At 59.6% G+C, this 26,913-nt stretch carries 23 protein-coding genes and 2 pseudogenes; 11 read left to right on the plus strand and 14 right to left on the minus strand.

The window, feature by feature from the left end:
• Window positions 1-8: 8 nt before the first annotated feature.
• From aspT to ACR0A2_RS12085, 4 genes and pseudogenes are all read right to left on the minus strand, one after another.
• Complete coding sequence (aspT, locus tag ACR0A2_RS12070; protein ID WP_480835161.1) at window positions 9-1,709, minus strand: aspartate-alanine antiporter; 1,701 nt, start codon at window positions 1,707-1,709, stop codon at window positions 9-11.
• Between the two features lie 235 nt (window positions 1,710-1,944).
• A pseudogene (locus ACR0A2_RS12075) lies at window positions 1,945-2,537 on the minus strand (IS5 family transposase).
• Window positions 2,538-2,548: 11 nt separating this feature from the next.
• On the minus strand, window positions 2,549-2,752 hold the full coding sequence (locus ACR0A2_RS12080; RefSeq protein WP_480835163.1) for a hypothetical protein: 204 nt from the start codon (window positions 2,750-2,752) through the stop codon (window positions 2,549-2,551).
• Window positions 2,743-3,834, minus strand: coding sequence for a zinc ABC transporter substrate-binding protein (locus tag ACR0A2_RS12085; RefSeq protein ID WP_480835165.1), 1,092 nt, complete (start codon window positions 3,832-3,834; stop codon window positions 2,743-2,745). Before ACR0A2_RS12085 ends, ACR0A2_RS12080 begins: the two co-directional genes overlap by 10 nt.
• 57 nt (window positions 3,835-3,891) lie before the next feature.
• Between ACR0A2_RS12085 and ACR0A2_RS12090 the strand changes: the two genes are divergently transcribed.
• From ACR0A2_RS12090 to ACR0A2_RS12100, 3 genes are read left to right on the plus strand one after another with little or no spacing between them, the layout of a single operon-like run.
• Window positions 3,892-4,404: a transcriptional repressor gene (locus ACR0A2_RS12090; protein WP_480835167.1), complete on the plus strand. Its 513-nt coding sequence runs from the start codon at window positions 3,892-3,894 to the stop codon at window positions 4,402-4,404.
• A gap of 2 nt (window positions 4,405-4,406) precedes the next feature.
• Complete coding sequence (locus ACR0A2_RS12095; protein ID WP_480835169.1) at window positions 4,407-5,147, plus strand: metal ABC transporter ATP-binding protein; 741 nt, start codon at window positions 4,407-4,409, stop codon at window positions 5,145-5,147.
• Window positions 5,147-5,944: a metal ABC transporter permease gene (locus ACR0A2_RS12100; protein WP_480835461.1), complete on the plus strand. Its 798-nt coding sequence runs from the start codon at window positions 5,147-5,149 to the stop codon at window positions 5,942-5,944. Before ACR0A2_RS12095 ends, ACR0A2_RS12100 begins: the two co-directional genes overlap by 1 nt.
• 124 nt (window positions 5,945-6,068) lie before the next feature.
• Here ACR0A2_RS12100 and ACR0A2_RS12105 read toward each other — a convergent pair whose 3' ends face one another.
• From ACR0A2_RS12105 to ACR0A2_RS12140, 8 genes are all read right to left on the minus strand, one after another.
• Window positions 6,069-7,142 carry a BMP family ABC transporter substrate-binding protein gene (locus ACR0A2_RS12105; RefSeq protein WP_170346885.1) on the minus strand — a complete coding sequence of 358 codons (1,074 nt, stop codon included), beginning with the start codon at window positions 7,140-7,142 and terminating at the stop codon, window positions 6,069-6,071.
• A 31-nt stretch (window positions 7,143-7,173) separates the two neighbouring features.
• A complete protein-coding gene (locus tag ACR0A2_RS12110; RefSeq protein ID WP_480835171.1) occupies window positions 7,174-8,094 on the minus strand; it encodes an ABC transporter permease in 921 nt (306 codons plus the stop codon).
• A 3-nt stretch (window positions 8,095-8,097) separates the two neighbouring features.
• Window positions 8,098-9,180 (minus strand): ABC transporter permease, encoded by a 1,083-nt coding sequence (locus tag ACR0A2_RS12115; protein WP_152460136.1) that lies wholly within the window; start codon window positions 9,178-9,180, stop codon window positions 8,098-8,100.
• A 63-nt stretch (window positions 9,181-9,243) separates the two neighbouring features.
• Window positions 9,244-10,761, minus strand: a complete 1,518-nt coding sequence (locus tag ACR0A2_RS12120) for an ABC transporter ATP-binding protein (protein ID WP_480446273.1) — start codon at window positions 10,759-10,761, stop codon at window positions 9,244-9,246.
• Complete coding sequence (gene xdhC, locus ACR0A2_RS12125) at window positions 10,758-11,693, minus strand: xanthine dehydrogenase accessory protein XdhC (RefSeq protein WP_480835174.1); 936 nt, start codon at window positions 11,691-11,693, stop codon at window positions 10,758-10,760. The genes ACR0A2_RS12120 and xdhC overlap by 4 nt, the downstream gene beginning before the upstream one ends.
• Window positions 11,693-14,095 carry a xanthine dehydrogenase molybdopterin binding subunit gene (gene xdhB / locus ACR0A2_RS12130; RefSeq protein WP_480835176.1) on the minus strand — a complete coding sequence of 801 codons (2,403 nt, stop codon included), beginning with the start codon at window positions 14,093-14,095 and terminating at the stop codon, window positions 11,693-11,695. Before xdhB ends, xdhC begins: the two co-directional genes overlap by 1 nt.
• Window positions 14,092-15,453: a xanthine dehydrogenase small subunit gene (xdhA, locus tag ACR0A2_RS12135; RefSeq protein ID WP_480835178.1), complete on the minus strand. Its 1,362-nt coding sequence runs from the start codon at window positions 15,451-15,453 to the stop codon at window positions 14,092-14,094. Before xdhA ends, xdhB begins: the two co-directional genes overlap by 4 nt.
• Window positions 15,454-15,633: 180 nt before the next feature.
• The gene (locus tag ACR0A2_RS12140) at window positions 15,634-15,798 is read right to left on the minus strand and encodes a hypothetical protein (RefSeq protein ID WP_480446277.1); all 165 of its coding nucleotides are present in this window, start codon (window positions 15,796-15,798) and stop codon (window positions 15,634-15,636) included.
• Between ACR0A2_RS12140 and dnaE the strand changes: the two genes are divergently transcribed.
• From dnaE to ACR0A2_RS12155, 3 genes are all read left to right on the plus strand, one after another.
• The gene (gene dnaE, locus ACR0A2_RS12145) at window positions 15,797-19,297 is read left to right on the plus strand and encodes a DNA polymerase III subunit alpha (protein WP_480835180.1); all 3,501 of its coding nucleotides are present in this window, start codon (window positions 15,797-15,799) and stop codon (window positions 19,295-19,297) included. The two genes, ACR0A2_RS12140 and dnaE, sit on opposite strands and share 2 nt — an antisense overlap.
• An 85-nt stretch (window positions 19,298-19,382) precedes the next feature.
• Complete coding sequence (locus ACR0A2_RS12150) at window positions 19,383-19,601, plus strand: YMGG-like glycine zipper-containing protein (protein WP_480446279.1); 219 nt, start codon at window positions 19,383-19,385, stop codon at window positions 19,599-19,601.
• 16 nt (window positions 19,602-19,617) lie between these two features.
• Window positions 19,618-19,986 (plus strand): hypothetical protein, encoded by a 369-nt coding sequence (locus ACR0A2_RS12155; RefSeq protein WP_480835182.1) that lies wholly within the window; start codon window positions 19,618-19,620, stop codon window positions 19,984-19,986.
• A 4-nt stretch (window positions 19,987-19,990) separates the two neighbouring features.
• Here the strand turns inward: ACR0A2_RS12155 and ACR0A2_RS12160 are convergent, their stop codons facing one another.
• Entirely contained in the window at window positions 19,991-20,185 is a 195-nt protein-coding gene (locus ACR0A2_RS12160) for a SlyX family protein (protein ID WP_152460143.1), read from the minus strand.
• A gap of 129 nt (window positions 20,186-20,314) precedes the next feature.
• Between ACR0A2_RS12160 and hisS the strand changes: the two genes are divergently transcribed.
• From hisS to hisG, 3 genes are read left to right on the plus strand one after another with little or no spacing between them, the layout of a single operon-like run.
• Entirely contained in the window at window positions 20,315-21,802 is a 1,488-nt protein-coding gene (gene hisS, locus ACR0A2_RS12165) for a histidine--tRNA ligase (protein ID WP_480835184.1), read from the plus strand.
• A gap of 3 nt (window positions 21,803-21,805) precedes the next feature.
• The gene (locus ACR0A2_RS12170; RefSeq protein WP_171119086.1) at window positions 21,806-22,894 is read left to right on the plus strand and encodes an ATP phosphoribosyltransferase regulatory subunit; all 1,089 of its coding nucleotides are present in this window, start codon (window positions 21,806-21,808) and stop codon (window positions 22,892-22,894) included.
• The gene (gene hisG / locus ACR0A2_RS12175; protein ID WP_480835187.1) at window positions 22,891-23,580 is read left to right on the plus strand and encodes an ATP phosphoribosyltransferase; all 690 of its coding nucleotides are present in this window, start codon (window positions 22,891-22,893) and stop codon (window positions 23,578-23,580) included. The genes ACR0A2_RS12170 and hisG overlap by 4 nt, the downstream gene beginning before the upstream one ends.
• On the opposite strand, the gene ACR0A2_RS12180 is transcribed toward hisG, so the two are convergent.
• On the minus strand, window positions 23,581-24,012 hold the full coding sequence (locus tag ACR0A2_RS12180) for a DUF1489 family protein (protein ID WP_480835189.1): 432 nt from the start codon (window positions 24,010-24,012) through the stop codon (window positions 23,581-23,583).
• A gap of 129 nt (window positions 24,013-24,141) precedes the next feature.
• Between ACR0A2_RS12180 and ACR0A2_RS12185 the strand changes: the two genes are divergently transcribed.
• Together ACR0A2_RS12185 and ACR0A2_RS12190 are read left to right on the plus strand one after the other, a co-directional pair.
• Window positions 24,142-26,424, plus strand: coding sequence for an adenosylcobalamin-dependent ribonucleoside-diphosphate reductase (locus ACR0A2_RS12185; RefSeq protein ID WP_480835191.1), 2,283 nt, complete (start codon window positions 24,142-24,144; stop codon window positions 26,422-26,424).
• 359 nt (window positions 26,425-26,783) lie between these two features.
• Window positions 26,784-26,905: pseudogene (locus ACR0A2_RS12190) on the plus strand (IS5/IS1182 family transposase); the annotation flags it as partial.
• Window positions 26,906-26,913: the final 8 nt, after the last annotated feature.

The raw sequence follows: 26,913 nt of genomic DNA on the forward strand, positions 1-26,913 counted from the left end.
GAAGCGACTTACGGTACGAACGCCACAACGAGCGGGCCCCAGAGCGTCAAAAAGATATTTGCAACCGCATAGGTCATGGTGAACGCTGGCGTGGGGGTGGAGTTCCCTGCCTTTTCAAGCAACGTGGCAAACCCCGGGTTCCCGGACCGGGACCCGGTAACAACCGCGCAGGCTTCGACCGGGTTTTTGATGCGCAAGACATAGTAGTTAATAGGGAATTGAACAATCATTGGCATCATTGTGACCAGGACTCCCAACAGAAGCAGGGTAACGCCGTACTGTTGAATTGCTTCCAGAGCAGGTTTACCGGCATTCAAACCAACAACCCCGACGAATACCGCCAATCCGAAACTCTGCAGAAAATTTGCGGCCCCATGGTTGATCCCGCCGATCTTTGGTCGGCGAATACGCAAATACCCGATTATCAACCCTGTCACGAGGCACCCAAGGCCCGAGCCGAGCGACACTTTGGTTCCAGCGATCACGAAGCTGATTTCGCCAATCAAATAGCCAATTGCCACACCAATCCCCAGCGCGATGAAATTTGTGGCCGAAGCCAATGGCGGTACGTATCCCGCCTCTTTTGCCGCTCGGTTCAAGTCGTCTTTGTGGCCGACGATGCAGATCTCATCGCCTGCATGAATTTCGGTATTTTGCAACACCGGCACTTCGTGACCCATTCGGGTAATTTTTGAGATGTGAACGCCGCGTCGTTGATCGGCTGTTACGGCTTCGCGCAATTCGGCAAGAGTTTTACCTGTCAGTTTCCGATTAGTGACAACAACATTTCGACGTTCTTCCACCACCGTCAATTCAGGTGGGTACTCACCAATTTCTCCGCTTGCACTACCTTCGAACCGGGTCAGGGTTGTAACAAGCCCCGATACAACGATGACGTCTCCTGGGCTGATAATCATGTCCGGTTTGGGATCTAACGGCGCACCTTCATGCAGAATTTTCTCGACGATCAGGTCGCCGTCGTAAGTGTTTTCGATGGATTTAACTGACTTTCCTGCAATCGAGGCGTCGGAACCTACCTGATAGGCGCGGGCGTTAAAGCGGTTCATTGGGAGGAACTCACCTTCTTCCAGTTTGCGGCCACCTCCGCTGAGTTTTTGGGCCAGCTTAATCGCCTCTTTGCGCAGATCCACGCGCATTATGATTGGAATGACACTCACCGCCAAAATTGGCCCGATCGAGCCGAAGATGTAAGTGACTGAATATCCCACGGCGATGTTGGTTTTGAGCTTTTCCGCTTCGTCAGCGGCCAGCCCAAGCAGGTCGATGGCATTTCCAGCGGTACCAATGATTGCGGATTGCGTAAGCCCTCCTGCAGCCAGCCCGGCGGCCAACCCTTTGTCCAACCCAGCCAAACGGGCGACGACCACCACAAAGAAAAGTCCCCAGACAGTCATCATAAATGCAGCCAGTAACTTGGTAAGTGCGGTTCGGTTCAGAGCTGCAAAAAATTGAGGGCCACCATTATAGCCGACCATAAAAATGAAGAGAGAGAAGAAAATATTCTGGACATCGGTGCTCAGGTTAATGCCCCCGATTTGACCTACAAGAACGGCCACCAAAAGGGTTCCGGCGATGCCACCAAGTTCGAACTTGCCGACCCTGAACTTTCCAACGCCGTAACCTAAGCCCAGACAAAGAAACAGCGCCATAATCGGGAAGGTACGAAGCTGCTCAGAAATCAATTCCATTTTGAAATCTCCTGCGTCTCTCTTCAGGGTCGTTCCGATCAAGATACAGTGACTAACTATATTGAAAACAAAAAAAACTACGTGACTGACGTAGCGCGAGGATTTAAGAGCACAGCGCTTCGCATCTCTATTCCGGCGGAAAGGTTTCGAAAAAGAGCTAATGTACTTGGGCGAGGATTCCCAGTCAGTGGATGACGGTTTCTTTGAGTGCGGTCGCTGATTGGAAGACCCCGGATCAACGGTGATGGCGGGTTGCCGCACGCCTCCAATTCTTAAGCCCGCCAAGCATAGTCTCGATGCAGTTGCGGCGCTTGTCTTCCTTGACTGGCATCACGGCCAGGTTCCCCAAGCAGCCAATCCACATTTGGGATGCTACTGAGCAGAGTCCGGGCGTCGATGCAATCACTGTCGCTCCCGGCGGTCACGAACAGGTTGAGCGGGCGACCCTGGCCATCGCAGGCGGGCATCAGCTTGGTATTCATGCCGCCCTTGGTGCGCCCGATCAGGCGGCCACGCCCCCCTTTTTTCGGCCATACCGGTCTTGGTGCCGTGTGCGATGAGATAGGTCGCGTCCATTGCTCGGCAGGGGATCGTGTTCTTCCTTTCGCCGTGCCCGGCAACCAGCTCGGCCAGCATCCGGGCGAAGATACCCTTCCTGCACCAACGCTTCCACCGGCTGTTAAGCGTCTTGTGAGTTCTGTATTCCTCGGGAGTGTCGCGCCACCGCGAACGATTGCAGTTGATGAAGATAATCCCGCGTAACACCGGTTTGTCATCAACCCGAGGCCTGCCGTGCGACTTCACGAAGAAGGGGGCGTGCCTAGCCATCTGCGCGCCGGTCAACCAGAAAAAATGACGTGTGTCACCGCTTCGGTTTTCAAGCCGTGAACCGTGCCGCGCAGTGAATACGGATGCATCATGGCATTATATGTGAAGTAGCTGCCGATTTTTTCGGTCTGCGAGTTGATCCGCCCTGTCTTCTGGAAGGTTGAACCCGGCCAGTTTCTCAAACTGAACCGGGCTTGCAACAGGGTCAGAGACACTCGGCCAGAGTTTTTGCCATGTTGAGAATGACTTGCGGGTAGAGATCGGCTCCGGGTTCCAGATCAGAGCCCAGCGGATCGATTACGCCCGTCTTGGCCTCGGTGCCGTCCAGCACGGTTTTGACGATGCCCGGATCGAATTGCGGCTCGGCGAGAACGCAGTTGATACCTTCTTCGCGGATACGGGTTTGAATCTCGGCGATACGAGCCGGGCTCGGGTCCGAGGCGTCGGCGATGGAAATCGCACCTGCGGCCGGAAAGTCAAATGCATCCTCGAAATACTGGTAGGCGTCGTGGAACACGACGAAGCTTCCTCCGCGAACCGGTCCAAGCGTCTCGGCCACTTGTGCAGACAGCGCGGCCATTTCAGCGCGCGCGGCTGCGGCATTGGCAAAATATGCACCTGCATTGTCCGGGTCGGCAGACGACAGCTGTGCGGCAATCAGATTCAGCCAGGTTTCTGCATTTGCCGGTGAAAGCCACGCATGTGGGTCGTGCGCGCCATGCGCGTGATCATGATGCTCATCATGTTTGTCTTGATCGGCATGGTCTTCGTGATCGTGATCATCATCCTTGGCGTGGTCGTCGTGATCATGCTCGTGGTCATCATCCTTTGCATGGTCGTCGTGACCATGTTCATGATCATCATGATCGTGCCCGTCGTCTTCTATGTGCTCATCATCATGATCATGTTCGTCTTCGCCGCCATGATCGTGTGCCTCGAAAACAGCGCTTTCGCGGAACTCCAGAAGAACCGTACCATCCGCGTCAAGAAGGGACGTGACTGTCGCACTGTCGGCAAGGGTTTCGATGGCGTTTTCCATCCAAGGTGTCAGGTCTTCTCCTACCCAGAACACCAGATCGGCATCCTGCAATGCGGCCGCCTCGGACGGGCGCAGGTTGTATTCATGGGGCGAGGCACCGGGTGCGACGATCAGGGCCGGTGTTCCGACGCCGTCCATAACCCGGGAAACGAGCGAGTGGATCGGTGCGATATCGACCGCGACGTTCGGAACGTCCGCAATGGCCGTTCCTCCCATCAATGCAACCGTGATCGAAACTGGAAGAAGCTTTCTGGACATCAGACCCTCTGTGTGATTTTATAACGTTACGAGTGGCAATACATGATATGAAATAACATGACAAGCGATACGAACCCTGTCTCTGTCGATGAGGCGGCCCCGGTCGGGTTTCAGGAACATGACCATCAGAGTTGCGTCAAAACTGCGTTGGTATCCGCCGAGGCGCGCTGCGAGGGCGAGGGGCTGCGCCTGACGCCGGTTCGCCGCAAGGTCTTGGAAATGCTGCTGCAAGAGCATCGGGCCCTTGGTGCTTATGCAATTCTTGACCGCCTGCGAGAGGAAGGGTTCGGGTCTCAACCTCCGGTCGCCTATCGGGCGCTTGATTTCCTTGTTCAAAACGGCTTCGTTCACAAGATCGAGCGGTTGAATGCATTTGTTGCCTGCTCTCATCCCGGCGCGTCGCATTCGCCGGCATTCATGATTTGCAGAAAGTGCGATGCCGTTGCCGAGGCGCAGTCCATGCCGGCCAGAGGTGTTCTGGGTGCCGCTGCGCGCGCAGCGGGTTTCGAGATCGAGCGAACGGTTGTAGAAGCCGAGGGACTTTGCCCCGACTGCACCGAAAAGGCCTGAAAATGACGCTCGTCTCTGTCGAGAATCTCAGTGTTCGCTATGATTCAAACACTGTTCTCAGCCATGTGGACATGGCTGTCGAACCCGGCGAGATCGTCACCATCGTCGGGCCGAACGGGTCGGGCAAAACCAGCCTGTTGCGCGCCATTATCGGTGCGACCAGGCCAAGTGCCGGGCATGTATCGCTGAAACCCGGATTGAAGATCGGGTACGTGCCGCAGAAACTGCACGTGGATCCCACGTTGCCAATCTCGGTCGAGCGATTCATGCGACTGACCGACCGTGTCTCCGGCCGTCAGTGCGTCGAGGCATTGGAAAAAGCGGGCGTCCCGGATCTGTTGAAACGTCAGATGTCGCAACTGTCCGGCGGGCAGTTTCAGCGTGTGTTGCTGGCGCGGGCGCTGATCAACCAGCCTGACCTTCTGCTGCTGGATGAGGCAACCCAGGGGCTGGACCAGCGCGGATCGGCGAGTTTCTATCAGCAGATTGAGGCCGTGCGCCGCGAAACCGGATGTGCAATTCTGATGATCAGTCACGAATTGCACGTGGTCATGAGCGCCTCGGACCGGGTGATATGTCTGAACGGCCATGTGTGCTGTGAAGGATCGCCGGCGGTGGTCGCTTCGGCACCGGAATACCGGGCCTTGTTCGGAACGGGAACAGGCGGTGCGCTTGCCCTGTACCGGCACGAGCATGATCACCATCACGACCATGATGCAAATCCTCAGGAAGCGGCGGAATGATGCTTGACGATTTCATGATGCGTGCAACGCTTGCAGGTATTGGCGTTGCGTTTGCGGCGGCACCTCTTGGATGTTTCGTGGTGTGGCGCCGCATGGCGTATTTCGGTGACGCTACCGCACATGCCGCGATTCTGGGCGTGGCCCTGTCGCTGACCTTTCAGATGTCGATCTTCACCGGTGCGTTGGCTGTTGCGCTGATTATGGCACTGACGGTCACTTTGTTGGCGGGTCGTGGTTATGCGATGGACACGCTGCTGGGGGTCATGGCGCATTCCGCCTTGGCTTTCGGTCTGGTTGCCGTTTCGTTTTTGTCCGGCGTCCGCATTGATTTGATGGCATATCTGTTCGGCGATATTCTTGCGGTATCCCGTTCGGATCTGCTTGTGATCTGGGGCGGCGCGGCGCTTGTCGTGGCGCTGATCGCCTGGCGATGGGCTCAGCTTTTGACGGCTACATTGAACGAGGAACTGGCCTATGCCAGTGGGTTCGACCCGAGGCGGGAACAGTTGATTCTGACACTGTCTCTGGCGGTGACCGTGGCTGTTGCGATCAAGGTCGTGGGGGTATTGCTGATCGCGGCGATGCTGATCATTCCCGCAGCGGCGGCACGAAATCTGGCCCGATCGCCCGAATCAATGGCGTTGATAGCCGCCGCAATAGGCGCGATATCCTCGGTTGCGGGGTTACGGGCAGCTTATGTGTTCGATACTCCGGCGGGGCCATCAATTGTCTGCGTCGCCGCAGTCTTGTTTGCCTGTCTCAGCGTGTTGGGGTGGCGAAGACAGGGCAGGGCGTGATGGATCTGAGCTCGATTGCGCTGACCAGGTAATCTCATTCGTTGTTCGGCACCTCAGGTGAGCACAGCACAAAAAAGGGCCCGCACACGGATTGCGGGCCCTTTCCGTTCCTTGACGATACAGCTTACTGCGGAATCTCGCCTTCCAGCCCTTCAACATAGAAGTTCATGCCAGCCAGCGTGCCATCGTCAGCGGTTTCGCCTTCAGCCAGCCAGTCGCTTCCGTCCTGCTTCTTCAGCGGACCGGTGAACGCGTGATAGCTGCCATCTGCAAGCGCCGCCTTCAGGGCCAGCGCCTCTTCTTTGACATCTGCGGGAACCGCGTCCGAAATCTCGCCGATTTCAACCATTCCTGCTCCGATACCGTCCCAGGTGTTGGAGGATGTCCATGTCCCGTCCATTACCGCTTTAGTTCGCGCGATGTAATAGGGGGCCCAGTTGTCGATGATCGATGACACACGCGGGAGCGGTGCGTATTCGCTCATGTCCGATGCCTGACCGAAGGTGATCACGTTGCCGGCCTCTTGCGCCGCTGCTTGCGGTGCTGTCGAGTCGGTGTGTTGCAGGATTACGTCCGCGCCCTGTTCGATCAAAACGGTGGCGGCGTCAGCTTCTTTCGCCGGGTCGAACCACGTGTAGGCCCAGACGATCTTGAACTCGACATCCGGGTTCACCTTCTTGGCGTGGATATAGGCCGAGTTGATGCCGCGGATCACCTCGGGGATCGGGTAGGACCCGATATAGCCGATGATGTTCGACTTGGTCATTTTACCGGCGATGTGGCCCTGAACCGCGCGGCCTTCGTAGAAGCGGGCCGAGTAGACCGAGACGTTGTCGGCGGTTTTATAGCCGGTTGCATGCTCGAATTTCACGTTCGGGAATTTCTTGGCCACGTTGATGGTCGGGTCCATGTAACCGAACGAAGTGGTAAAGATCAGATCCGCGCCTTCCAGCGCCATCTGCGTCATCACACGCTCGGCGTCCGGGCCTTCGGGAACCGATTCAACGAATACGGTTTCAACCTTGTCGCCGAACTCTTTTTCAACGGCCTGCCGGCCCTTGTCATGTTCATAGGTCCAGCCGCCATCGCCGACCGGGCCGACATAGACGAAACCGACTTTGGTCTTGTCCTCGGCCATGGCCCCCGAGGCCAGACCCAGCGCCATGGCGGCGCTCGTCAGAAGTGCGGTGAATTTCATGTGTTACTCCCCAAATTGGTACTGTTGGCCCCTAGTGTGAGGCATGGAATATCCGGCCCAGCGAAGCAGGCGCGCTGCTCTTGTCGGCCGAAAGGATCACAAGCACAAGGATCGTGATGATATAAGGCGACATTGCCAGATACTCGACGGGAATGGCAACGCCTGCGGCCTGCAAATTAAGCTGCAACACGGTAATGCCGCCGAACAAATAGGCACCCAGCAGAACCCGCCAAGGCTTCCAGCTTGCAAAGACAACAAGGGCCAATGCGATCCAGCCGACGCCGGCGGTCATGCCCTCGGTCCACTGCGGCACGCGGATCAGGCTGATATAGGCCCCGCCCAGACCAGCGCAGGCGCCGCCGAACATGATGGCCAGAATGCGGATCTTGATCACCTTGTAGCCCAGCGCATGCGCGGCATCGTGGTTTTCACCGACTGCCCGCAGGATCAGACCAAGACGGGTGTATTTCAGCACCGCCCAGACGGCCGCCGTGATCGCGATGCCGACATACAGGATTGGGTCATGTTGAAACAGGATCGGACCGACAACCGGAATATCGCTGATCAGCGGAATATGGATGTCGCCCATACTGGGGGGTTTGATCCCCACATAGCTTTGCCCCATCAACGCGCTGAACCCCAGGCCAAACAGGGTCAGCGCCAGACCACTGGCTACCTGATTGGCCAGCGCAAACTGCGTCAGCAAGACGAACAGCAGCGATAGAACAGCGCCGCCGATCGCGGCAGCAACAAAGCCCAGCCAGGGCGAGCCGGTCTCGACCGAAATCGCGAAGCCGCTGATCGCACCGACAATCATCATGCCTTCGACGCCGAGGTTCAGAACGCCTGCTTTCTCAACGACCAGCTCTCCGATCGCGGCCAGCAGCAAGGGGGTCGCGGCCACCATCAGTGAAGCGACCAGAAGTACGGGATTGATTTCACCAAGGTCCATGGGTCACGCCACCTCGTTACGGGCCGCACGGATGCGGTAGTTGGTCAATAGGTCGAAGGCCAGCAGGAAGAACAGCAGCATGCCCTGGAACACCTGAATGGCAGCGGCAGGCAGGCCCAGCTGCGACTGCGCGATTTCACCGCCGATATAGGTCAGCGCCATCAGGCCACCGGCCAGCAGAATGCCCACAGGGTGCAGACGGCCCAAAAAGGCCACGATGATGGCAGTGAAACCGTAGCCCACGTTGAAATCGATGCTGACAACGCCTGAAGGGCCGGAAACCTCGAACATGCCCGCAAGTCCTGCAAGCGCGCCGGACAGACCCAGACAGAACAGGATCAACCGGGCCGGGTTCACACCCGCAAATTTCGCGGCGCGCGGTGCTTCGCCGGTCAGGCGGATGTGAAAGCCCAGCATGTGCCGGTTCAGCAGGACATAGGCAAAGATCACTGCGATCAACGCGGTCACAACACCCCAGTGCATGCCGGATCCGGCGATCAGTTCGGCATTGTGCGCACTGTCATAGGATTGCAGATTGCGGGACCCCGGGAAGCCAAACCCCTCGGGGTTCTTCAGCAAACCCAGAGAAACCGAGGCCAGCATCTGCTCGGCCACATAGACCAGCATCAACGAGACGAGAATTTCATTGGTGCCGAAACGCACCTTCAGGAAGGCGGGGATCATGGCCCACAACCAGCCGCCGAAGGCGCCGGCAATCACCATGATCGGAAAGATATAGAAGGCATCCAAAGGGTAAAAGGCCAGCCCGGCACCCGCCCCGAAGATGGCGCCCATGATATACTGTCCCTCGGCCCCGATGTTCCAGATGCCTGCACGAAAGCCCAGCGACAGACCGATGGCGATAAGCACCAGCGGAGCGCCTTTCACCAGCAGCTGTGGGCGGTAATAAAAGGCGAATTCACCAAAAAGAGGTTCCCAGAAGATGGTGCCGATGGCCTCAACCGGATTCTTGCCCAGTATGGCGAACAATACGCCGCCAAAAAACATCGTCGCCAAAACTGCAACCAACGGCGTCGCATAAGACCAGACCCTGGAAGGCTGAGGACGTTTCTCCAGCACAATCATCAGCTCATTCCCCTGACTTCTTCATCTTTTTTCAAATACTCTCGCCGAAGGCGGCCCAACAGATCACACATGCGCCACCTCCATTCCGTGGGCACCGCCCATCATCAGCCCGATTTCGTCCACCGTCAGTCCGGTTGTCGGACGTGGTGCGCTCAGGCGGCCCTCGTTCAGCGCAGCAAAGCTGTCCGAGATTTCCATCAACTCATCCAGATCCTGAGAGATGCAGACAACCGCCGTTCCCTTTGCAGCCAGGTCGAGGATTGCCTGCCGGATGGCCGCCGCCGCCGCGGCATCCACGCCCCAGGTTGGCTGGTTCACCACCAGCACATCCGGGTTTTGCAGCACTTCGCGTCCGATCACGAATTTTTGCAGGTTCCCCCCGGACAAGGACCGCGCCGCGTTGTCCGGGCCGGGTGTCCGGACGTCAAAAATCTCGATGATCTTCTCCGCAAAGCTCTTGGTCTCGGTCCATTTGAGAAAGCCGTTGCTTTCCAGACCCTCTCGAACCGACCCGGTCAACAGGGCGTTTTCGGTCAGGCTCATGTTCGGGGCAGCGGCATGGCCCAGCCGCTCTTCGGGCGCGGTCAACACGCCAAGTTTGCGTCGCGCGGTCGGACCCAGCTTGCCGATCGCCTGACCGTTGAACTTGATCGCGTCGGCAGATGTCAGGATTTCACCGGACAGAACGCCCAGCAACTCATCCTGCCCGTTGCCCGCAACGCCGCCAATGCCCAGAACCTCGCCCTTGCGGACAGTCAAATGCACGTTGCGCAATGCAGTACCGAATTCTGACGGAGAAGGCACCGACAGCCCGCTGACATCCAGCGTCACTGCGCCAAAATCACGCCCCGAACGTTCCGGGGTTTGCAGGGTCGTTCCCACCATCAGTTCGGCCATGTCGCGGGCCGAGGTCTCAGAGGGGACACACTCGCCCACATTCTTGCCCAGACGCAGGATCGTGGCGTGATCACACAGGGTCCGTATCTCTTCCAGCTTGTGCGAGATATACAGGATCGATGTGCCCTCGGACCGCAACTTGTTCAGCGTCTCGAACAGGATCTCGACCTCCTGCGGGGTCAGTACCGAGGTCGGTTCGTCCATGATCAGCAGTTTCGGGTCTTGCAGCAGGCAACGGATGATTTCAACACGCTGGCGTTCCCCGGCGGACAGATCGCCGACAGTGCGGAACGGATCCAGCGGCAGGCCGTAGGTTTCCGACACTTCGCGGATGCGCGAGGCCAGATCACCCATGGCGGGCGGGTTTTCCATCCCCAAGGCGATGTTCTCGGCCACGTTCAGCGCGTCAAACAGCGAAAAATGCTGGAACACCATCGCAATCCCGTCGGCCCGCGCGGCGCGGGGCTCGGGCGGCGCAAAAGGCTGACCGCGCAACAGCATGGTGCCACTGTCAGGTTTCACCAGCCCATAGATCATCTTGACCAGTGTGGATTTCCCGGCCCCGTTTTCCCCCAACAGGGCGTGAACTTCGCCCTCTCCGATGTCAAAGGACACCTGATCATTGGCCACGACACCGGGATAGGCTTTGGTCAACCCTTGCAGGCTCAGCAATGGAGTGGTCACGCGCTCAGGTCCTTCTTCAACTCATTCTGCCGGGCCGGACGCAGCAGGTGCGCTGCGACGCCCACGGCGATCATCTGCGGGTGTTTGCCCAGCGACGGGTCACCAATCGGGCAGGTAATCCGGCTTATCCGGTCGGGCGGATGCCCAAGGGCCGCCAGCCGCGATCGGAACCGCGCCCATTTGGTAGCCGAGCCGATCAGTCCCGCAAAGCGGAAATCGTGCAAAAGCAGCCTGTTGCACAGTTCTAAATCCAGATTGTGTGAATAAGTCAGCACAAGGTGCTCGGCATTGGGCGGTGCATGTCGCACAAGTTCGGCCGGTTTCGTCGCGGGCAGATCGGTCACGCCTGCGGGAATCACGTCCGGAAAGCGCTCGGGGTCGGTATCGACCCAAGTGATCGCAAGATCGGGCAGGGGGGACAGAACATCCACCAGCGCCCGTCCGACGTGACCTGCGCCCCAGATCCACAGGTTTCGTGCCGGTTTATGCACCGGTTCGATCATCCAGCCGTCGATCAGGCGTGGTTCGGGCGCGATGCCTTGATTGCGTACTGCCGTCAGCACTCGCTTGACCGAAAGAGGCATGGTGCCACCGGATGCTGATCGTGCAATGATCGTATCATCCAGCGTTTCAACCTTCATGAGATCATAGACTTCGCTGAACAACGAGACCGCTCCACCGCAACATTGGCCCATGTCCGGTCCCAGCGTGTGATGCGTCAGGCGCGTGGCCACTGTTTGCGATCGTGCGGCCTCTGCGGCCTGGTATTCCAGCGTACCACCGCCGATGGTTCCGCTTTGCCCGTCCTTCCAGACCAGCATCGCAGCACCCACCTCGCGAGGGGACGATCCTTTGATCCCGGCGATGACCACCCGAACCACTTTCCCGTGGGTTTTGACCGTCTCCCTCAAAGCCTCAAGGTCAACTCCCATCAGATGCCTCCCTTCATCCTCTGGACACCGCGCCAAACCTCTTCGGCCGTGGCCGGAGCGTTCAGGGCCGGGTATCTGTCTCCGCAGGCGGCAACTGCGTTCGACAGCGCCAGCCAGGCCGAGATCCCCAGCATGAAAGGCGGCTCGCCCACAGCTTTCGAACGATAGATGGTGTCCTCGCGATTTTCGCCATCCCAAAGCGTGACGTTGAAGATGTCCGGCCGGTCCGAGCAGGCCGGAATCTTGTAGGTCGAGGGCGCGTGCGTGCGCAGGTTGCCCGTGTCATCCCAGACCAACTCTTCGGTCGTCAGCCACCCTGCACCCTGTACATAGCCGCCCTCAACCTGACCTATGTCCAAAGCCGGATTCAGCGACGCGCCCGCGTCATGCAGGATATCCGTTCGCAGAATGCGGTATTCACCGGTCAGAGTGTCCACCGCCACCTCGGTAACGGAAGCGCCGTAGGCAAAGTAGAAGAAAGGGCGACCGCGCCCGGCGATCCGGTCCCACTCGATCTTGGGCGTCTTGTAGAACCCGGTCGCCGACAGGCTGACGCGCCCCTGATAGGCCAGTGCGGCGGCTTCGGCGAAGGTATAGCGTTCTTCTGAGACCGAGACCTGCCCATCCGAGAACGTGACCGTCGATGGATCGGCCTGATGACGTTCCGCAAGATAGGCGGCCATCCGGTCGCGGATCGTGTCGCAAGCGGCCTTCACCGCCATACCGTTCAGGTCACTTCCCGATGAGGCCGCCGTCGCAGACGTGTTTGGTACTTTCGCCGTGTCGGTTGCGGTGATTTTCACCATTTCCAGCGGTATGCCAAAGCGCGACGCGGCGACCTGCGCGACCTTCTGGAACAGGCCCTGACCCATCTCGGTGCCACCGTGATTCAGGTGGACTGATCCGTCCTGATAGACATGCACCAGCGCACCCGCCTGATTGAGGTGGGTCAGCGTGAACGAGATACCAAACTTGACCGGGGAAAAGGCGATGCCCTTTTTGATTACACTGTTCTCGGCATTCCATTTCGCGACAGCCGTCTTGCGCGCGGCATAGTCGCTGGATTTCAGAAGCGCCTCGGTCATGCCGTGCAGTTCGAAATCGCTGACCTCCATCCCATAGGGTGTGGTGTTGCCGCCGGCGGGCAGAGGACGCACCGGTGCGTCGCCCATTTCAACGGCGCCGCGGCTGGTCAGGTCTTCGTGCGGATTGGGATGCCCCAGTGGTTTTTCCGTCGGTGTGCTCTCGGCCACAGCGTGCGCGGGTGCATAGTAATTCCGGCGGCGCAGCTCGACGGGATCCAAACCCAGCGCATGCGCGGCATGGTCCATGACCCGTTCGATGCCGACCATGCCCTGCGGGCCGCCGAACCCGCGATAGGCGGTGGCAGATTGGGTGTTGGTCTTCAACCGGTGGCTTTCGATCCGGGCGTTCGGCAAAAGGTAGGCGTTGTCCGAGTGCAGCATCGCCCGGTCGGCCACGGGCAAGGACAGGTCCTGCGCCCAGCCGCAGATCGCATAGTGGAGGAATGAGACGCCCTGTATATGGCCATGCTCATCGAACCCGGCCTTGTACGAAATGCGGAAAGCGTGGCGTTTGCCCGTGATGATCATGTCATCGTCACGGTCATAGCGCATCTTGCAGGCCTTGCCGGTTGCGCGGGCGGCCACGGCGCAGGCCACTGCCAAAGCGTTGCCCTGACTTTCCTTGCCGCCAAACCCTCCGCCCATGCGGCGGGTCTCGACCCGGACGGCGTGCATCGGAACACCCAGAGCGTCGGCCACTTTGTGCTGAATCTCGGTCGGGTGCTGGGTCGAGCTGTGCACCAGCATATCCGCACCTTCATTCGGCACGGCCAGCGCGGCCTGACCTTCCAGATAGAAATGCTCCTGCCCGCCCAATTCAAACGAACCTTCGATCACATGCGGCGCACTGGCAATGGCCGCATCCGCATCGCCCTTGGCATAGATGCGTGGACCATCTTCAAACCGGCTGTTGGCAGCCAGCGCTTCTTCGATCGTCAGGATCGGCGTTTCCTCGGCATAGTCGACCGTGCCCAATCGCGCCGCTTTGCGGGCGACCAGATGGCTGGTGGCAACGACCAGGAACACGGGCTGACCGACATAATGCACGGTGCCGTCCGATAGCAGCGGCTCATCGTGGATCGAGGGCGAGACATCGTTGGCAAACGGCAGATCCTCTGCCGTCATGACCATCACGACTCCCTCGGCGTCTTTGACCGCCGACAGATCCATTGCGGTGATCTTGCCCCTGGCGATCGGGCTCAGGCCAAAGGCCAGGTGCAGCGTACCCTTGGGTGTCGGGATGTCATCCACGTACCGTGCCGCGCCCGAAACGTGCAGAGGGGCGGCGTCATGGGGCAGGGCTTGCGTCACACTCATGCTAACACCTCCTGCACATTGGTGATCTCGCCCTGATCTTCCAGGAAATACCGTTGCAGCATCGCCTTGGCGGTTTCCAGCCGATACAGGGCCGAGGCGCGCATATCCGTGAGTGGCGAAAAGTCGTCGGCAAAGGATGGCAGCGCGGCGTCAACGGTCTTGCGCGTCCACGGTTTGCCGATCAAAGCGGCCTCGACATGGGTTGCCCGTTTCGGAACAGCAGCCATGCCGCCATAGGCGATGCGCGCCTGTGTGACGCTGCCCTCCGAAACGGATATGTTGAAACAGCCGCAGACGGCCGAGATATCCTGATCGAACCGTTTGCTGAGCTTGTAAGCCTTCAGGCGATCTGGTTGGCGAGGGAAGCTGACGGCTTCCACAAACTCGCCCGGAACCCGATCCTGTTTGCCGTAGTCGATGAAGAACTCTTCCAGCGGGATCGAACGCCGCTCGTTGCCCTTGCGCAGATGCAGTGTCGCGTTCAATGCGATCAGCGCGGGCGGGTTGTCCCCGATGGGCGAGCCGTTTGCGATATTGCCGCCCACGGTGGCCGCATGGCGGACCTGAACGCTGGCATAGCGGCGGATCATCTCGGCATAGGACGGATGCAGATCGGCCAATGCTTCTGCCATGCGATTCATGTCGACCATTGCGCCAAAGCGGACTTCTTCACTGCCGAGCGTGATCTTCTTCAAATCATCACAGCGGTTGAGGAAGATCACCGGGTCCAGTTCGCGCAGTTGCTTGGTGACCCAAAGGCCCACATCGGTCGCACCAGCGACCAGAGTCGCATTCGGGTTCTCGGCATACACGGCGGCCAATTCGTCGGATGAAGTTGGCAGCATGCGCGAAGCGGCAATCGTTGCAGGTGGTTTATCTTTGACCCAAACCGGAACGGGCTGTTCCTCGGCCGCTTTCGCCGCGCGAATGATCGGCGCATAGCCGGTGCAGCGGCACAGGTTGCCTGCAAGCAAAGTGTCATGGTCCGTTGCACCGTTCGTGTGCCCGGCCACCATCGACATGACGAAACCGGGTGTGCAGAAGCCGCATTGCGAGCCGTGCAGATCAACCATTGCCTGCTGAACCGGGTGCGCTTCGCCATTCGGGCCGCTGGCACCTTCGACCGTGCGCACCGCTTTGCCATGCAGTTGCGGCAGAAACAGAATGCACGAGTTCAGTGCCTTGGCGCCTTCGTCATCCGTCACCATCACGGTGCAAGCCCCGCAATCGCCTTCGTTGCAGCCTTCCTTGGTGCCGGTCAGGCCGCGATCTTCGCGCAGCCAATCCAGCAGGGTGGCTGTCGGATCGATATCAGCCAACTCCACTGTCTCTCCGTTCAGAAGAAACGTGATGTTCATTAGAGAAACCCGTCGCCTTACCCGGTTGCGCCCTTGTGGCCCTCCTTCGATGCGACGTAGAAAGAGTGGCGGGCGAATTGCTTGCCATGAGATGTTAGAAACAGCGCGGCTTGTCTGGCAAGAAAAACCGCCTCTGTTATACACCATTAGACGTATACGGCCTGTGACCGTCTTTTCTGATTAATGAGCAGCCACTTGTAAATAAAGCGGTTTTTGATTGCGACGCCCAGTCAATCCCGAAGCACCTTCTGAAAAAGCCGAATAATCAATGGCGATTTTTTTGCGGCAAACGCGACGCGGTTCAGCCTTTTGCCGCGCAGCCGGCTGGGGTAGCTTGGGCGTCATGAGCAGTTCTCCACGATTCATCCACCTCCGCGTTCACACTGAATATTCCCTTCTGGAAGGCGCCGTGCGGCTGAAAAAGCTGCCGGGCCTGTGCGAGAAGATGGAAATGCCGGCGGTCGCCGTGACGGATACCAATTCGATGTTTTCGGCGCTGGAATTCTCGGTCACCGCAAGCGGCGCCGGGGTACAGCCGATCATGGGGTGCCAGGTCGATCTGACCTATGTCCAGGCCCAGCCGGGCGAGAAGCCGAAGATGCCCGCGCCTCTGGTGCTGCTGGCGCAGTCCGAGACCGGGTACGAAAACCTGATGAAACTCAGTACGTGTCTCTACGTGGACAAGGGCGGGCAACTGCCTCAGGTCACTTTGGAAGAACTGGCCGACCGATCTGAAGGGTTGATCTGCCTGTCCGGTGGACCTGACGGCCCGGTCGGAATGCTGTTGCAACAGGGTCAGCGCCCGGCGGCCGAAGCGTTGGTCGATCGGCTGGCGGCAATGTTCCCCAACCGGTTTTATATCGAGCTTCAGCGCCATCCGGGTGAAGATGGCCAACCCGAGGCCGAGCGCCTGACAGAACGCGGCCATGTCGAGATGGCCTATGCCAAAAACCTGCCGCTGGTCGCAACGAATGACGTCTATTTCCCGACGCCGGACATGTACGAAGCGCATGACGCGCTGATCTGCATATCGGAAGGGGCCTATGTCGACCAGCAGGAAGGCCGCCGTCGGCTGACGGCTCAGCACTACTTCAAGTCACAACAAGAGATGGCGACCCTGTTCGCCGACTTGCCCGAGGCCATCGAAAACACCGTCGAGATCGCCAGACGCTGCGCGTTCATGGCCTATCGACGCGACCCGATCCTGCCAAAATTTGCGGATGACGAGGTGGCCGAGCTGCGGCGCATCGCCAATGAAGGCTTGCAGAAACGTCTGGCCGTGATCCCGCATGCCGTGACGCCCGAGGAATACCAGGAACGTCTGGATTTCGAACTGGGCATCATCGAAAGCATGGGTTTCCCCGGCTACTTTCTGATCGTCGCGGATTTCATCCAATGGGCCAAGGATCACGACATTCCGGTCGGGCCGGGGCGGGGCTCGGGCGCGGGCTCGCTGGTGGCCTATGCGCTGACGATCACCGACCTTGACCCGCTGCGCTACAGCCTGCTGTTCGAACGGTTCCTGAACCCCGAACGGGTCTCGATGCCCGACTTCGACATCGACTTTTGCATGGACCGCCGCGAAGAGGTGATCCGCTATGTTCAGCAGAAATACGGCCGCGACAAGGTGGGTCAGATCATCACCTTCGGTGCCTTGCTGTCCAAGGCCGCCGTGCGCGACATCGGGCGGGTGCTGCAAATGCCCTATGGGCAGGTGGACCGCCTGTCCAAGATGATCCCGGTTGAGGGGGTGAAACCTGTTTCCATCGAAAAGGCGCTGAAAGACGAACCCCGCCTGCGCGAGGCCGCGCGCGAGGAAGAGGTGGTCAACCGCCTGCTGACCTATGGCCAGCAGGTCGAGGGGCTGTTGCGGAATGCTTCGACCCACGCGGCGGGGGTGGTGATCGGCGACCGGCCTCTGGACGCGCTGGTGCCGATCTATCAGGACCCGCGTTCGGACATGCCCGCGACCCAGTTCAACATGAAATGGGTGGAACAGGCCGGGTTGGTAAAGTTCGACTTTCTGGGCCTGAAGACCCTGACCGTGATCCAGAACGCGATGGACCTGATTTTCAAATCCGGGCGCCCGTTGCACATCGCCGCCGATGGCACCGAACTTTATGAGCCCGCCGAGGGGGCTGAGAACCAGATCAACGCCATCCCGCTGGATGATGAGGCGACGTACAAGCTTTATTCCGCGGCCAAGACCGTGGCGGTGTTCCAGGTTGAAAGCTCGGGCATGATGGACGCGCTCAAGCGCATGAAACCCACCTGCATCGAGGATATCGTGGCTCTCGTGGCGCTCTACCGCCCCGGCCCGATGGAGAACATCCCCACCTATTGCGAGGTCAAGAACGGCCAGCGCGAGATCACCTCGGTCCACCCGCTGATCGACCATATCCTCGAGGAAACCCAGGGCATCATCGTCTACCAGGAGCAGGTGATGCAGATCGCGCAGGTCATGGCGGGCTACAGCCTTGGCGGCGCCGACCTGCTGCGCCGTGCGATGGGCAAGAAGATCAAAGAGGCGATGGACGCCGAACGCCCGAAATTCGAGGCCGGCGCGGCCAAGAACGGGGTGGACGCCAAGAAGGCCTCCGAAGTGTTCGACCTCTTGGAAAAATTCGCCAACTACGGCTTCAACAAGTCCCACGCGGCGGCCTACGCGGTGGTCAGCTACCAGACCGGCTGGCTCAAGGCGAACCACCCGGTCGAATTCATGGCGGGCGTCATGAACTGCGATATCCACCTGACCGACAAGCTGGCGGTGTATTTCGAAGAGGTACGAAAGGGTCTGGGCCTGCCTTACGTGCCGCCCTGCGTGAACCGCTCGCTGGCGACCTTCGACGTGGTGGACGGCCAACTGGTCTATGCGCTGGGCGCGCTCAAGAATGTCGGCGTCGAGGCGATGAATCTGGTCGTGCAGGGCAGGGGAGACAAGCCTTTCGTCAACCTCTTTGACTTCGCCCGCCGGGTCGATCTGAAAAAGGTCGGCAAACGTCCGCTGGAAATGCTGGCGCGTGCGGGCGCTTTTGATGAGCTCGACAAGAACCGTCGCCGCGTGTTCGAAAGCCTTGACCGTCTGGTACAGTATTCGGCGGCGATCCATGAACAGAAGAACTCCAATCAGGTGTCTCTGTTCGGCGAGGCAGGCGACGACCTGCCCGAACCGCGCCTGTCGCCGACACCCGACTGGCTGCCGGCGGAGCGCCTCAGCGAAGAATTCAAGGCCATCGGCTTCTACCTGTCCGGCCACCCGCTGGACGATTACATGCCTGCGCTGAAACGCAAACAGGTGATGACGCTGGACGAGGTGACGGAAAGGGCCCGGTCTGGCCCGTTCATCGCCAAGATGGCCGGTGTGGTCGCCGGGCGGCAGGAGCGGAAATCGGCCAAGGGCAACCGCTTTGCTTTCGTTCAAATGTCTGATCCCACCGGCGCCTATGAGGTCACGCTTTTTTCAGACACGCTGGAGAAGTGTCGCGAGTTTCTGGAAACCGGCGCGCAGGTGGTTCTGAACGCCGAGGCAACGATGGAAGCCGATCAGCTCAAGCTGCTGGGCCGCTCGGTTGGCCCTGCGGATTCCCTCGTGGCCGAGGCCGGTGCGACCGGGTTGCGCATCTTTGTGGACGAAGCGCAGGTCGTACCAACGGTCGCCAAGGTGCTCGAGGACGCCGCCTCTGCCGCGAAAGGGGCTGCACGGGGACCAGTCCAGTTCATGTTGCTGGACCCCAGCCTGCCCGGCGATGTTGAGATGGAGCTGGGACGTGAATTCCCAATCAACCCGCAGATCAAGGGCGCGATCAAATCCCTGGAAGGCGTCATGACCGTCGAAGAGATATGATGCCGCTTTGTTGCCAGACTGTTGGTGGCCCGCTAGGCTGACTTGACAGAGATGTCTTTAGGTCATGCCACGGGAGGGCGTTGTTATGACAATAGCAGGTCTCAAGTCCAGAAAGATATTATTCGGCGCAGCAGCGACGCTGGCTTTGGTTTCGGCCTCAGCTGGTCTGGCGGATGACAAGAAAAAAGAAAACACGATCAAAGGCGCCGTGATTGGCGCGGGTGTCGGCGCGCTGATCGGCGACGGCAAAGGTGCCGCCGCCGGAGCGGTGGCCGGTGCGCTGATCGGCGCGAATTCCAAGTAAGCGGAGGAGCACCCGGATGAGGACGAATTTGCTTATGCCAGCCGCCACCGCCTTAATGCTTGCAGCGCCCGGATTGGCCCTTGCCGACGAGGAAGCCGAGCAGATGATGCAGGACGCGCTGCCGCTGATGTATCACACCTGCACCTCTGTTATCGAAGAGGCTGATGGTAACGAAGAGTACATTCTGGACGTCGTTGGGAAGATGACGGCCCTTTCGCTTTACAACCGTCAGGTTGACATCGAAGCCCACGCGACTTCGGATGAGGAAAAGGCGGCTCTGAGAGAAACATTTGTGGCCGCCTTGAAAGAGGGCTGCACCGGGGACGAAAACGCCCTGTTGGGAGGTGTTGTGGACAACGCGGTAAAATCGACGCTTGGGCTTTAATTCATCAATAGTGAGGCGGTCGTTCGTCACCAAAGACAACGCCGCCTGAACCTTCCTGCGCCCGTTCTGCTTCGCGCTGCAACAGCATTTCAACCCGTTGGGTCAGCCGGTCGATTTCCGACTGTTGTCTGGTGACGACCGTGTTCAGCTCGTCCACGGTGCGGGTCAGATGGGCGATCTCTTCTTCCAGATGCTGCATGGGGGACTCCTGTCTTGCGCTGGTCATAGCGACACAGTCGGCCCAAGGCCAGAGAAAGCGCGCCTTGCCCCGATGCGGACCATGGGATAGACCGCGCGCGGAACAAGGACACTCCCAAGGACGCCCCACATGGCCAAGCCCAAGAAACAGCCCCGCCCCAAGGCCGTCACGCCGAAAGGGTTTCGTGACTATTTCGGCGAGGAAGTCACGCAGCGCACCGAGATGCTGCGGACGATTGCGGGCGTGTATCATCGTTACGGGTTCGACGCGCTGGAAAGCAGTGCGGTCGAGACCGTCGAGGCGCTGGGCAAGTTTCTGCCCGACGTGGATCGCCCGAACGAAGGCGTGTTCGCCTGGCAGGAGTTTGACGAGGGCGGCAACGGCGATTGGATGGCGCTGCGCTATGATCTGACAGCACCTTTGGCCCGGGTCTATGCCCAGCACCGCAACGATCTGCCCACGCCCTATCGCCGCTATGCGATGGGTCCGGTCTGGCGCAACGAAAAGCCGGGGCCGGGGCGGTACCGTCAGTTCTATCAGTGTGATGCGGATACGGTCGGTACGGCCAGCATGGCCGCCGATGCCGAGATCTGCGCCATGCTGTCGGATACGCTGGAGACCGTGGGCATCCCGCGCGGCGATTATCTGGTGCGGGTCAACAATCGCAAGGTTCTGAATGGCGTGCTTGAGTCGATGGGCCTGGGAGCGGACGCGGCAGCGCGCGACGACGTTCTGCGCACCATCGACAAGTTCGACAAGGTGGGTGAGCAGGGCGTGCGCGAGTTGCTGACCAAGGGCCGGCTGGATGCCTCGGGCGCGTTCATCGACGGTGTGGGCCTGTCCGACGATCAGGCCGAGCCGGTGATCGCCTTCCTGACCTCCAAGGCTGATGACGCCGCCGGAACGCTGGCCAATCTGCGCGCGGCCGTAGGTGACAGCAAGATCGGCGCCGAAGGCATCTCCGAGCTGGAACAGATCGGCGAGTTGCTGGCCGCGGGCGGCTATGGTGCTGATCGCATCCAGATCGACCCTTCCGTCGTGCGCGGTCTGGGGTATTATACCGGGCCGGTCTATGAGGCCGAACTGACCTTCGAGATCTTTGACGAGAAAGGCCGCAAGCGGCAGTTCGGGTCCGTCTCGGGCGGCGGCCGCTATGACGATCTGGTCAAGCGCTTTACCGGGCAGGAAGTGCCCGCGACAGGCATTTCTATCGGCGTTGACCGTCTGCTGGCCGCTTTGCGCGAAAAGGGCCGGATCAGTGCGCAGGCAACTGGCCCGGTCGTCGTCACTGTCATGGACCGCGACCGCATGGCTGATTATCAGGCGATGGTGGCCGAGCTGCGCAATGCCGGCATTCGCGCCGAGGTCTATCTGGGCAACCCCAAGAATTTCGGCAATCAGCTGAAATACGCGGACAAGCGGAACTCGCCCGTCGCGGTGATCGAGGGCGGGGACGAGAAGGACCGCGGCGTGGTTCAGATCAAGGACCTGATCCTGGGTGCCAAGATCGCCGAAAGCGCCACGCTCGAGGAATGGAAGGAACGCCCCAGCCAGTTCGAGGTGCCGCGCAGCGATCTGGTCGCCAAGGTGCGCGAGATTCTGGACAGTCAGGACTAAGCCATGCCCAACCGATCCCAGATCCAGGCCCGGGCCGCGATGATGCGCGTGCGCTTCGAGGCCGCCGGGGCGCAGGTCGTCGACCCGCCGCTGCTGCAATCGGCCGAGACGCTGCTGGACCTCTACGGCGAGGATATCCGCGCGCGCGCCTATGTCACCTCGGACGCGCTGCGCGGCGAACAGATGCTGCGCCCGGATTTCACCCTACCGGTGGTGCAGATGCACATGCGCGACGGGGCCGAACCGGCGCGCTATACCTATTCGGGTGAGGTGTTCCGCCGTCAGGAGCATGACCCCGACCGCGCCAATGAATATATCCAGGTGGGATACGAGGTTTTTGACCGTGACGATCCGGCCGGGGCCGATGCCGAGGTGTTTTCGCTGATGGCGCTTCAGTTGCGTGGGTTGCCCCTGCGTGCGGCAACCGGGGATATCGGCATCCTCACCGCTGCGGTCGAAGGGCTGCGCACGACCGAGCGCCGCAAGGCCGCCCTGATGCGGCACCTGTGGAGACCGCGCCGGTTCCGTATCTTGCTGGATCGGTTTGCAGGTCGCAAGGCGCCCTCGGAAGGGCGCGCCGCGCTGCTGGACGCTGCCGATCCGATGGCGTTTGATGCCCCTATGATCGGCAAGCGCCGCAAGGCCGAAATCGCAGCGCGCATCGAAGCCCTGCGCGAAGACCGCGATACGCCGCCGATTTCCGACAATGAACTGGCCGGGCTGGAAACATTGCTGAATGTGCGCGAGACCATGCCATTTGCGCTGGAACAGCTGCGCGACGTGGCGGTGGATCTGCCGCAGATCACGCCCGCCTTGGACCGGCTGGAGGCGCGTGTGGCTGCGCTGCAAGCACGTGGCGTAGATGTCGAGCGGTTGGATTTCGAGGCCGCCTATGGTCGGACATCAATGGAATATTACGATGGATTCGTTTTTGGGTTTTACGCGGAAGGTCGGCCTGACCTGCCTCCGATCGCCACGGGCGGGCGCTATGACGCGCTGACACGGCAATTGGGCCGTGGAGACGAAATCCCGGCTGTCGGCGGCGTGTTGCGCCCCGACCTGATGCTGGAGATCGAGGAGGGTGCTGTATGAGCCTGAAACTGGGTGTGCCCTCAAAGGGCCGGTTGATGGAAAAGACCTTCTCGTGGTTCGAAAAACGCGGCATCACCTTGTCACGCAGCGGGTCGGACCGGGAATATGCGGGCAAGGTCGAAGGGATCGACGGTGTCTCTCTGATCCTGCTGTCGGCGGGGGAAATCCCGCGTGAACTGGCGGCGGGGCGGATTCATCTGGGCGTCACCGGGATCGATCTGGTGCACGAGAAACTGCCGCGCTGGGAACAGCAGGTTGAAGAGGTTTCGCAGCTTGGATTCGGCAAGGCTGATCTGATCATCGCAATCCCGGCATGTTGGGTCGATGTCGATACGCTTGATGATCTGGACGCGGCAGCAGCTGCGTTTCGCAAAACCCATGGCCACCGGCTGCGGATCGCCACCAAATACCACCGTCTGGTTCGGGAATTCCTGATAGATGCGGGCGTGGCTGATTACACGCTGGTCGACAGTCAGGGTGCGACTGAAGGCACGGTGATGAATGAAACCGCTGAAGCAATTGCCGACATCACCTCGACCGGAGAGACCCTGCGCGCGAACCACCTCAAGATCCTCTCGGACGGTCTGATCCTGCAATCGCAGGCCACGCTGTGGCGCAGTCGCGTTGCAAAATATGATCCGACAGAAAAAGCGGTTTTGTCCGAACTACTGGATCGGTTGCGGTAACTACAGCACACCTATTTCTGCCAGGGCGCAGTTCAGATCATCGGGCAGGGCATCGTCCTGCTCGCGGTTTTTCGGCAAATCGGCAGGGGTATCTTCAGGCTTGAGATAACGCCATCCCTGAAACGGGCGTTTCAGGGCGTTCTGGGTGCGGTGCAGCTTGGGGTCCAGCACAATGGCACAGCGGCGGATACCATCGTCTCCGATCACTTCATCCAGCCGCAGGATCCGTTGGCGACACTGGATTACGCCCTTGATGACCCAATAGATCGATCCGCCGTTCAGAATTTCGGCTTCGCGCTTGGGCCACATGCGGGTGACGTGGCGTGGAAGGCCATCTTCGAACCGCTGGCGATAGCTGTCCTGCCAGACGATCAGCGTGTCGACGCTTTCCGAACCAACGGACAGTTTTATGAGGTTTACGTAATTATCCACAGCTTTCCCACAGAGTCGTCCCGAGGATCATCTTTATATTGTAGCTTGGTTCCAGTTGTCATCAAGGTGTTGTGGTGCCCATGTGATTTGAGGTAGTCTGGATACCTCTTTCAGCACAGGGAATCACCAATGAGCCGCTTTGCCGCCCCCATCGCCGAGCAGATCTGGGATATGAAGTACCGCTTTAAACAGGCGGATGGCACCCCCATCGATCAAACGGTTGAAGACAGTTGGCGGCGCATCGCCCGTGATCTGGCGCGGGCGGAAAACGACCCGGGGCACTGGGAAGAGAAATTCTATGAGGCGCTGGAAGACTTCAAATACCTGCCTGCCGGGCGGATCACAGCAGGTGCCGGCACCGCGCGTCAGGTGACCCTGTTCAACTGTTTTGTCATGGGCACGGTACCCGACAGCATGGGCGGCATTTTCGACATGCTGAAAGAGGCCGCGCTGACCATGCAGCAGGGCGGGGGGATCGGCTATGATTTCTCGACCATCCGCCCGCGTGGCGCTGACGTGAAAGGCGTCGCGGCGGATGCGTCGGGGCCGCTGAGCTTTATGGATGTCTGGGACGCCATGTGCCGCACGATCATGTCGGCGGGCTCGCGCCGGGGCGCTATGATGGCGACCATGCGCTGTGACCACCCGGATATAGAACAGTTCATCACCGCCAAATCTGACCCGGCCCGCCTGCGCATGTTCAACATGTCGGTTCTGGTGACCGATCCGTTCATGGAAGCGGTCAAGGCCGATGCCTCGTGGGATCTGATCTTTGACGGCAAGGTCTATCACACGGTTCAGGCGCGTGATCTGTGGAACAAGATCATGCAGGCCACCTATGACTATGCCGAACCGGGCGTGATCTTCATCGACCGTATCAACCAGGCCAACAACCTGAGCTATGTTGAAACAATCGCGGCCACGAACCCGTGCGGCGAACAGCCATTGCCGCCCTATGGCGCCTGCCTGTTGGGTTCGATCAATCTGGCGCGTTTGGTGGTTGAACCGTTTGAGGCAAAAGCCCGTTTGAATGAAGAGGCCCTGCAAGAACTTGTCGCCACGGCTGTCCGGATGATGGACAATGTCGTTGATGTGTCAAAATTCCCACTGGCCGAACAAGAGGCTGAAGCGCAGGACAAGCGCCGCATCGGGCTGGGCGTGACCGGACTGGCGGATGCGCTGTTGATGCTGGGTCTGCGTTACGGGTCCGACGAGGCGGCGCGTCAGACCGATCGCTGGTTGCACGCGATCGCCCGCGCCGCGTATCTGGCGTCGGTCGACTTGGCCAAGGAAAAAGGGGCGTTTCCCCTGTTCGATGCCGAGAAATACCTGGCCAGCGGCACCATGCAGCAGATGGATGACGATGTTCGCGAGGCCATTCGCGAGCATGGCATCCGCAATGCTCTGCTGACCTCGATTGCACCCACGGGGACGATCTCGCTGTACGCGGGCAACGTGTCGTCGGGGATCGAGCCGGTTTTTGCCTATGCTTACACCCGCAAGGTCTTGCAGAAGGACGGCTCGCGCACCGAGGAAGAGGTGGTGGACTATGCCGTTCAGATGTGGCGCGACAAGTTCGGCGATGTCGAGCTGCCCGACTATTTCGTGAACGCCCAGACCCTGACGCCGGCCGAGCATGTCAAGATGCAGGCGGCTGCGCAGAAATGGATCGACAGCTCGATCTCGAAAACCATCAACTGCCCCGAGGACATCTCGTTCGACGCCTTCAAGGACGTGTATATGCAGGCCTGGGATCAGGGCTGCAAAGGCTGCACCACCTATCGCCCGAACGACGTGACCGGCTCGGTGCTGACCGTCTCGGAAAGCGACGACAAGGTGCCGGGTGAAAGTGCGGATGCGCCGCACGAGGTGGATGGCGGCGATGTCATCTACATGTCCGAACCGCTGGACCGGCCGCAATCGCTTGAGGGTTCGACCTACAAGCTGAAATGGCCCGACAGCGAACACGCGATCTATCTGACCATCAACGATATCGTCATCGGCGGCCGGCGTCGTCCGTTCGAGGTGTTCATCAACTCGAAGAACATGGAGCATTACGCCTGGACGCTGGCCTTGACCCGGATGATCTCGGCCGTGTTCCGGCGCGGTGGTGACGTGTCTTTCGTGGTCGAGGAGCTCAAGGCCGTGTTCGACCCGCGCGGCGGGGCTTGGGTGCAGGGCAAGTATATCCCCTCGATCCTGGCGGCGATCGGTGGTGTGATCGAGCAGCACATGATCGCGATTGGGTTTCTTGAGGGCGAAGGGATGGGGCTGAAATCCGACCCGCAAGCGCAAGTGGTCAACATGGACGCCCCCCGCGGGAAGGCCTGCCCGTCCTGCGGCCAGTATGACATGGTGATGATCGAGGGCTGCATGACCTGCCGCAGCTGCGGGCATTCGAAATGTGGCTGAGACGGGGGGTGGGGTTTCGCTGTGAAAACCAGCAACAGCCTGCAATTAAACCAGCTCAAACTGCATCGTTGACCACCAGAACTTTGCCATCGCGTTTCGAGGTGCTGGCTTTTTTTGATTTGGATTGTGTCGAGAGAGTTGTCAGCGCTTTAGCACGCTCCCGATAAAGTTGGCGGGTGCCAAACCGCATTGGTCCGCTTGGACCAATCAAAGCTTCGTTAGCCTGATTGTGGTCTTCTGGCCATGCAGTGAAAAAAAGCAGGTGCCAAATTTAGAATGCAAGCGAAGACTGCAGAGAGTATTTGTTTGAAAGTGATTGATAAGTTTCAGAGATGGGCGGGGCCAGATGAGGCTATCCAGTCGAGAAATGCTTCAACAAGTTGAAGAATGCCAGCCGAGTTGCAACACGCTGCGACGTGCCCACCGAAAGCTCTTCGGATTCGTCGATTTCGCATCAACCCGTCTCTGGCTCAGCCATTAGTCAACATG

Source organism: Ruegeria sp. H8 (genome assembly GCF_056532905.1).

Excerpts from the sequence above, each read along its gene's own strand:
- aspT (WP_480835161.1), bottom strand. The coding sequence starts at position 1,709 with ATGGAATTGATTTCTGAGCAGCTTCGTACCTTCCCGATTATGGCGCTG.
- ACR0A2_RS12085 (WP_480835165.1), bottom strand. The coding sequence starts at position 3,834 with ATGTCCAGAAAGCTTCTTCCAGTTTCGATCACGGTTGCATTGATGGGA.
- ACR0A2_RS12090 (WP_480835167.1), top strand. The coding sequence starts at position 3,892 with ATGACAAGCGATACGAACCCTGTCTCTGTCGATGAGGCGGCCCCGGTC.
- ACR0A2_RS12095 (WP_480835169.1), top strand. The coding sequence starts at position 4,407 with ATGACGCTCGTCTCTGTCGAGAATCTCAGTGTTCGCTATGATTCAAAC.
- ACR0A2_RS12100 (WP_480835461.1), top strand. The coding sequence starts at position 5,147 with ATGCTTGACGATTTCATGATGCGTGCAACGCTTGCAGGTATTGGCGTT.
- ACR0A2_RS12105 (WP_170346885.1), bottom strand. The coding sequence starts at position 7,142 with ATGAAATTCACCGCACTTCTGACGAGCGCCGCCATGGCGCTGGGTCTG.
- ACR0A2_RS12110 (WP_480835171.1), bottom strand. The coding sequence starts at position 8,094 with ATGGACCTTGGTGAAATCAATCCCGTACTTCTGGTCGCTTCACTGATG.
- ACR0A2_RS12115 (WP_152460136.1), bottom strand. The coding sequence starts at position 9,180 with ATGATTGTGCTGGAGAAACGTCCTCAGCCTTCCAGGGTCTGGTCTTAT.
- xdhC (WP_480835174.1), bottom strand. The coding sequence starts at position 11,693 with ATGGGAGTTGACCTTGAGGCTTTGAGGGAGACGGTCAAAACCCACGGG.
- xdhB (WP_480835176.1), bottom strand. The coding sequence starts at position 14,095 with ATGAGTGTGACGCAAGCCCTGCCCCATGACGCCGCCCCTCTGCACGTT.
- xdhA (WP_480835178.1), bottom strand. The coding sequence starts at position 15,453 with ATGAACATCACGTTTCTTCTGAACGGAGAGACAGTGGAGTTGGCTGAT.
- dnaE (WP_480835180.1), top strand. The coding sequence starts at position 15,797 with ATGAGCAGTTCTCCACGATTCATCCACCTCCGCGTTCACACTGAATAT.
- ACR0A2_RS12140 (WP_480446277.1), bottom strand. The coding sequence starts at position 15,798 with ATGACGCCCAAGCTACCCCAGCCGGCTGCGCGGCAAAAGGCTGAACCG.
- ACR0A2_RS12150 (WP_480446279.1), top strand. The coding sequence starts at position 19,383 with ATGACAATAGCAGGTCTCAAGTCCAGAAAGATATTATTCGGCGCAGCA.
- ACR0A2_RS12155 (WP_480835182.1), top strand. The coding sequence starts at position 19,618 with ATGAGGACGAATTTGCTTATGCCAGCCGCCACCGCCTTAATGCTTGCA.
- ACR0A2_RS12160 (WP_152460143.1), bottom strand. The coding sequence starts at position 20,185 with ATGCAGCATCTGGAAGAAGAGATCGCCCATCTGACCCGCACCGTGGAC.
- hisS (WP_480835184.1), top strand. The coding sequence starts at position 20,315 with ATGGCCAAGCCCAAGAAACAGCCCCGCCCCAAGGCCGTCACGCCGAAA.
- ACR0A2_RS12170 (WP_171119086.1), top strand. The coding sequence starts at position 21,806 with ATGCCCAACCGATCCCAGATCCAGGCCCGGGCCGCGATGATGCGCGTG.
- hisG (WP_480835187.1), top strand. The coding sequence starts at position 22,891 with ATGAGCCTGAAACTGGGTGTGCCCTCAAAGGGCCGGTTGATGGAAAAG.
- ACR0A2_RS12185 (WP_480835191.1), top strand. The coding sequence starts at position 24,142 with ATGAGCCGCTTTGCCGCCCCCATCGCCGAGCAGATCTGGGATATGAAG.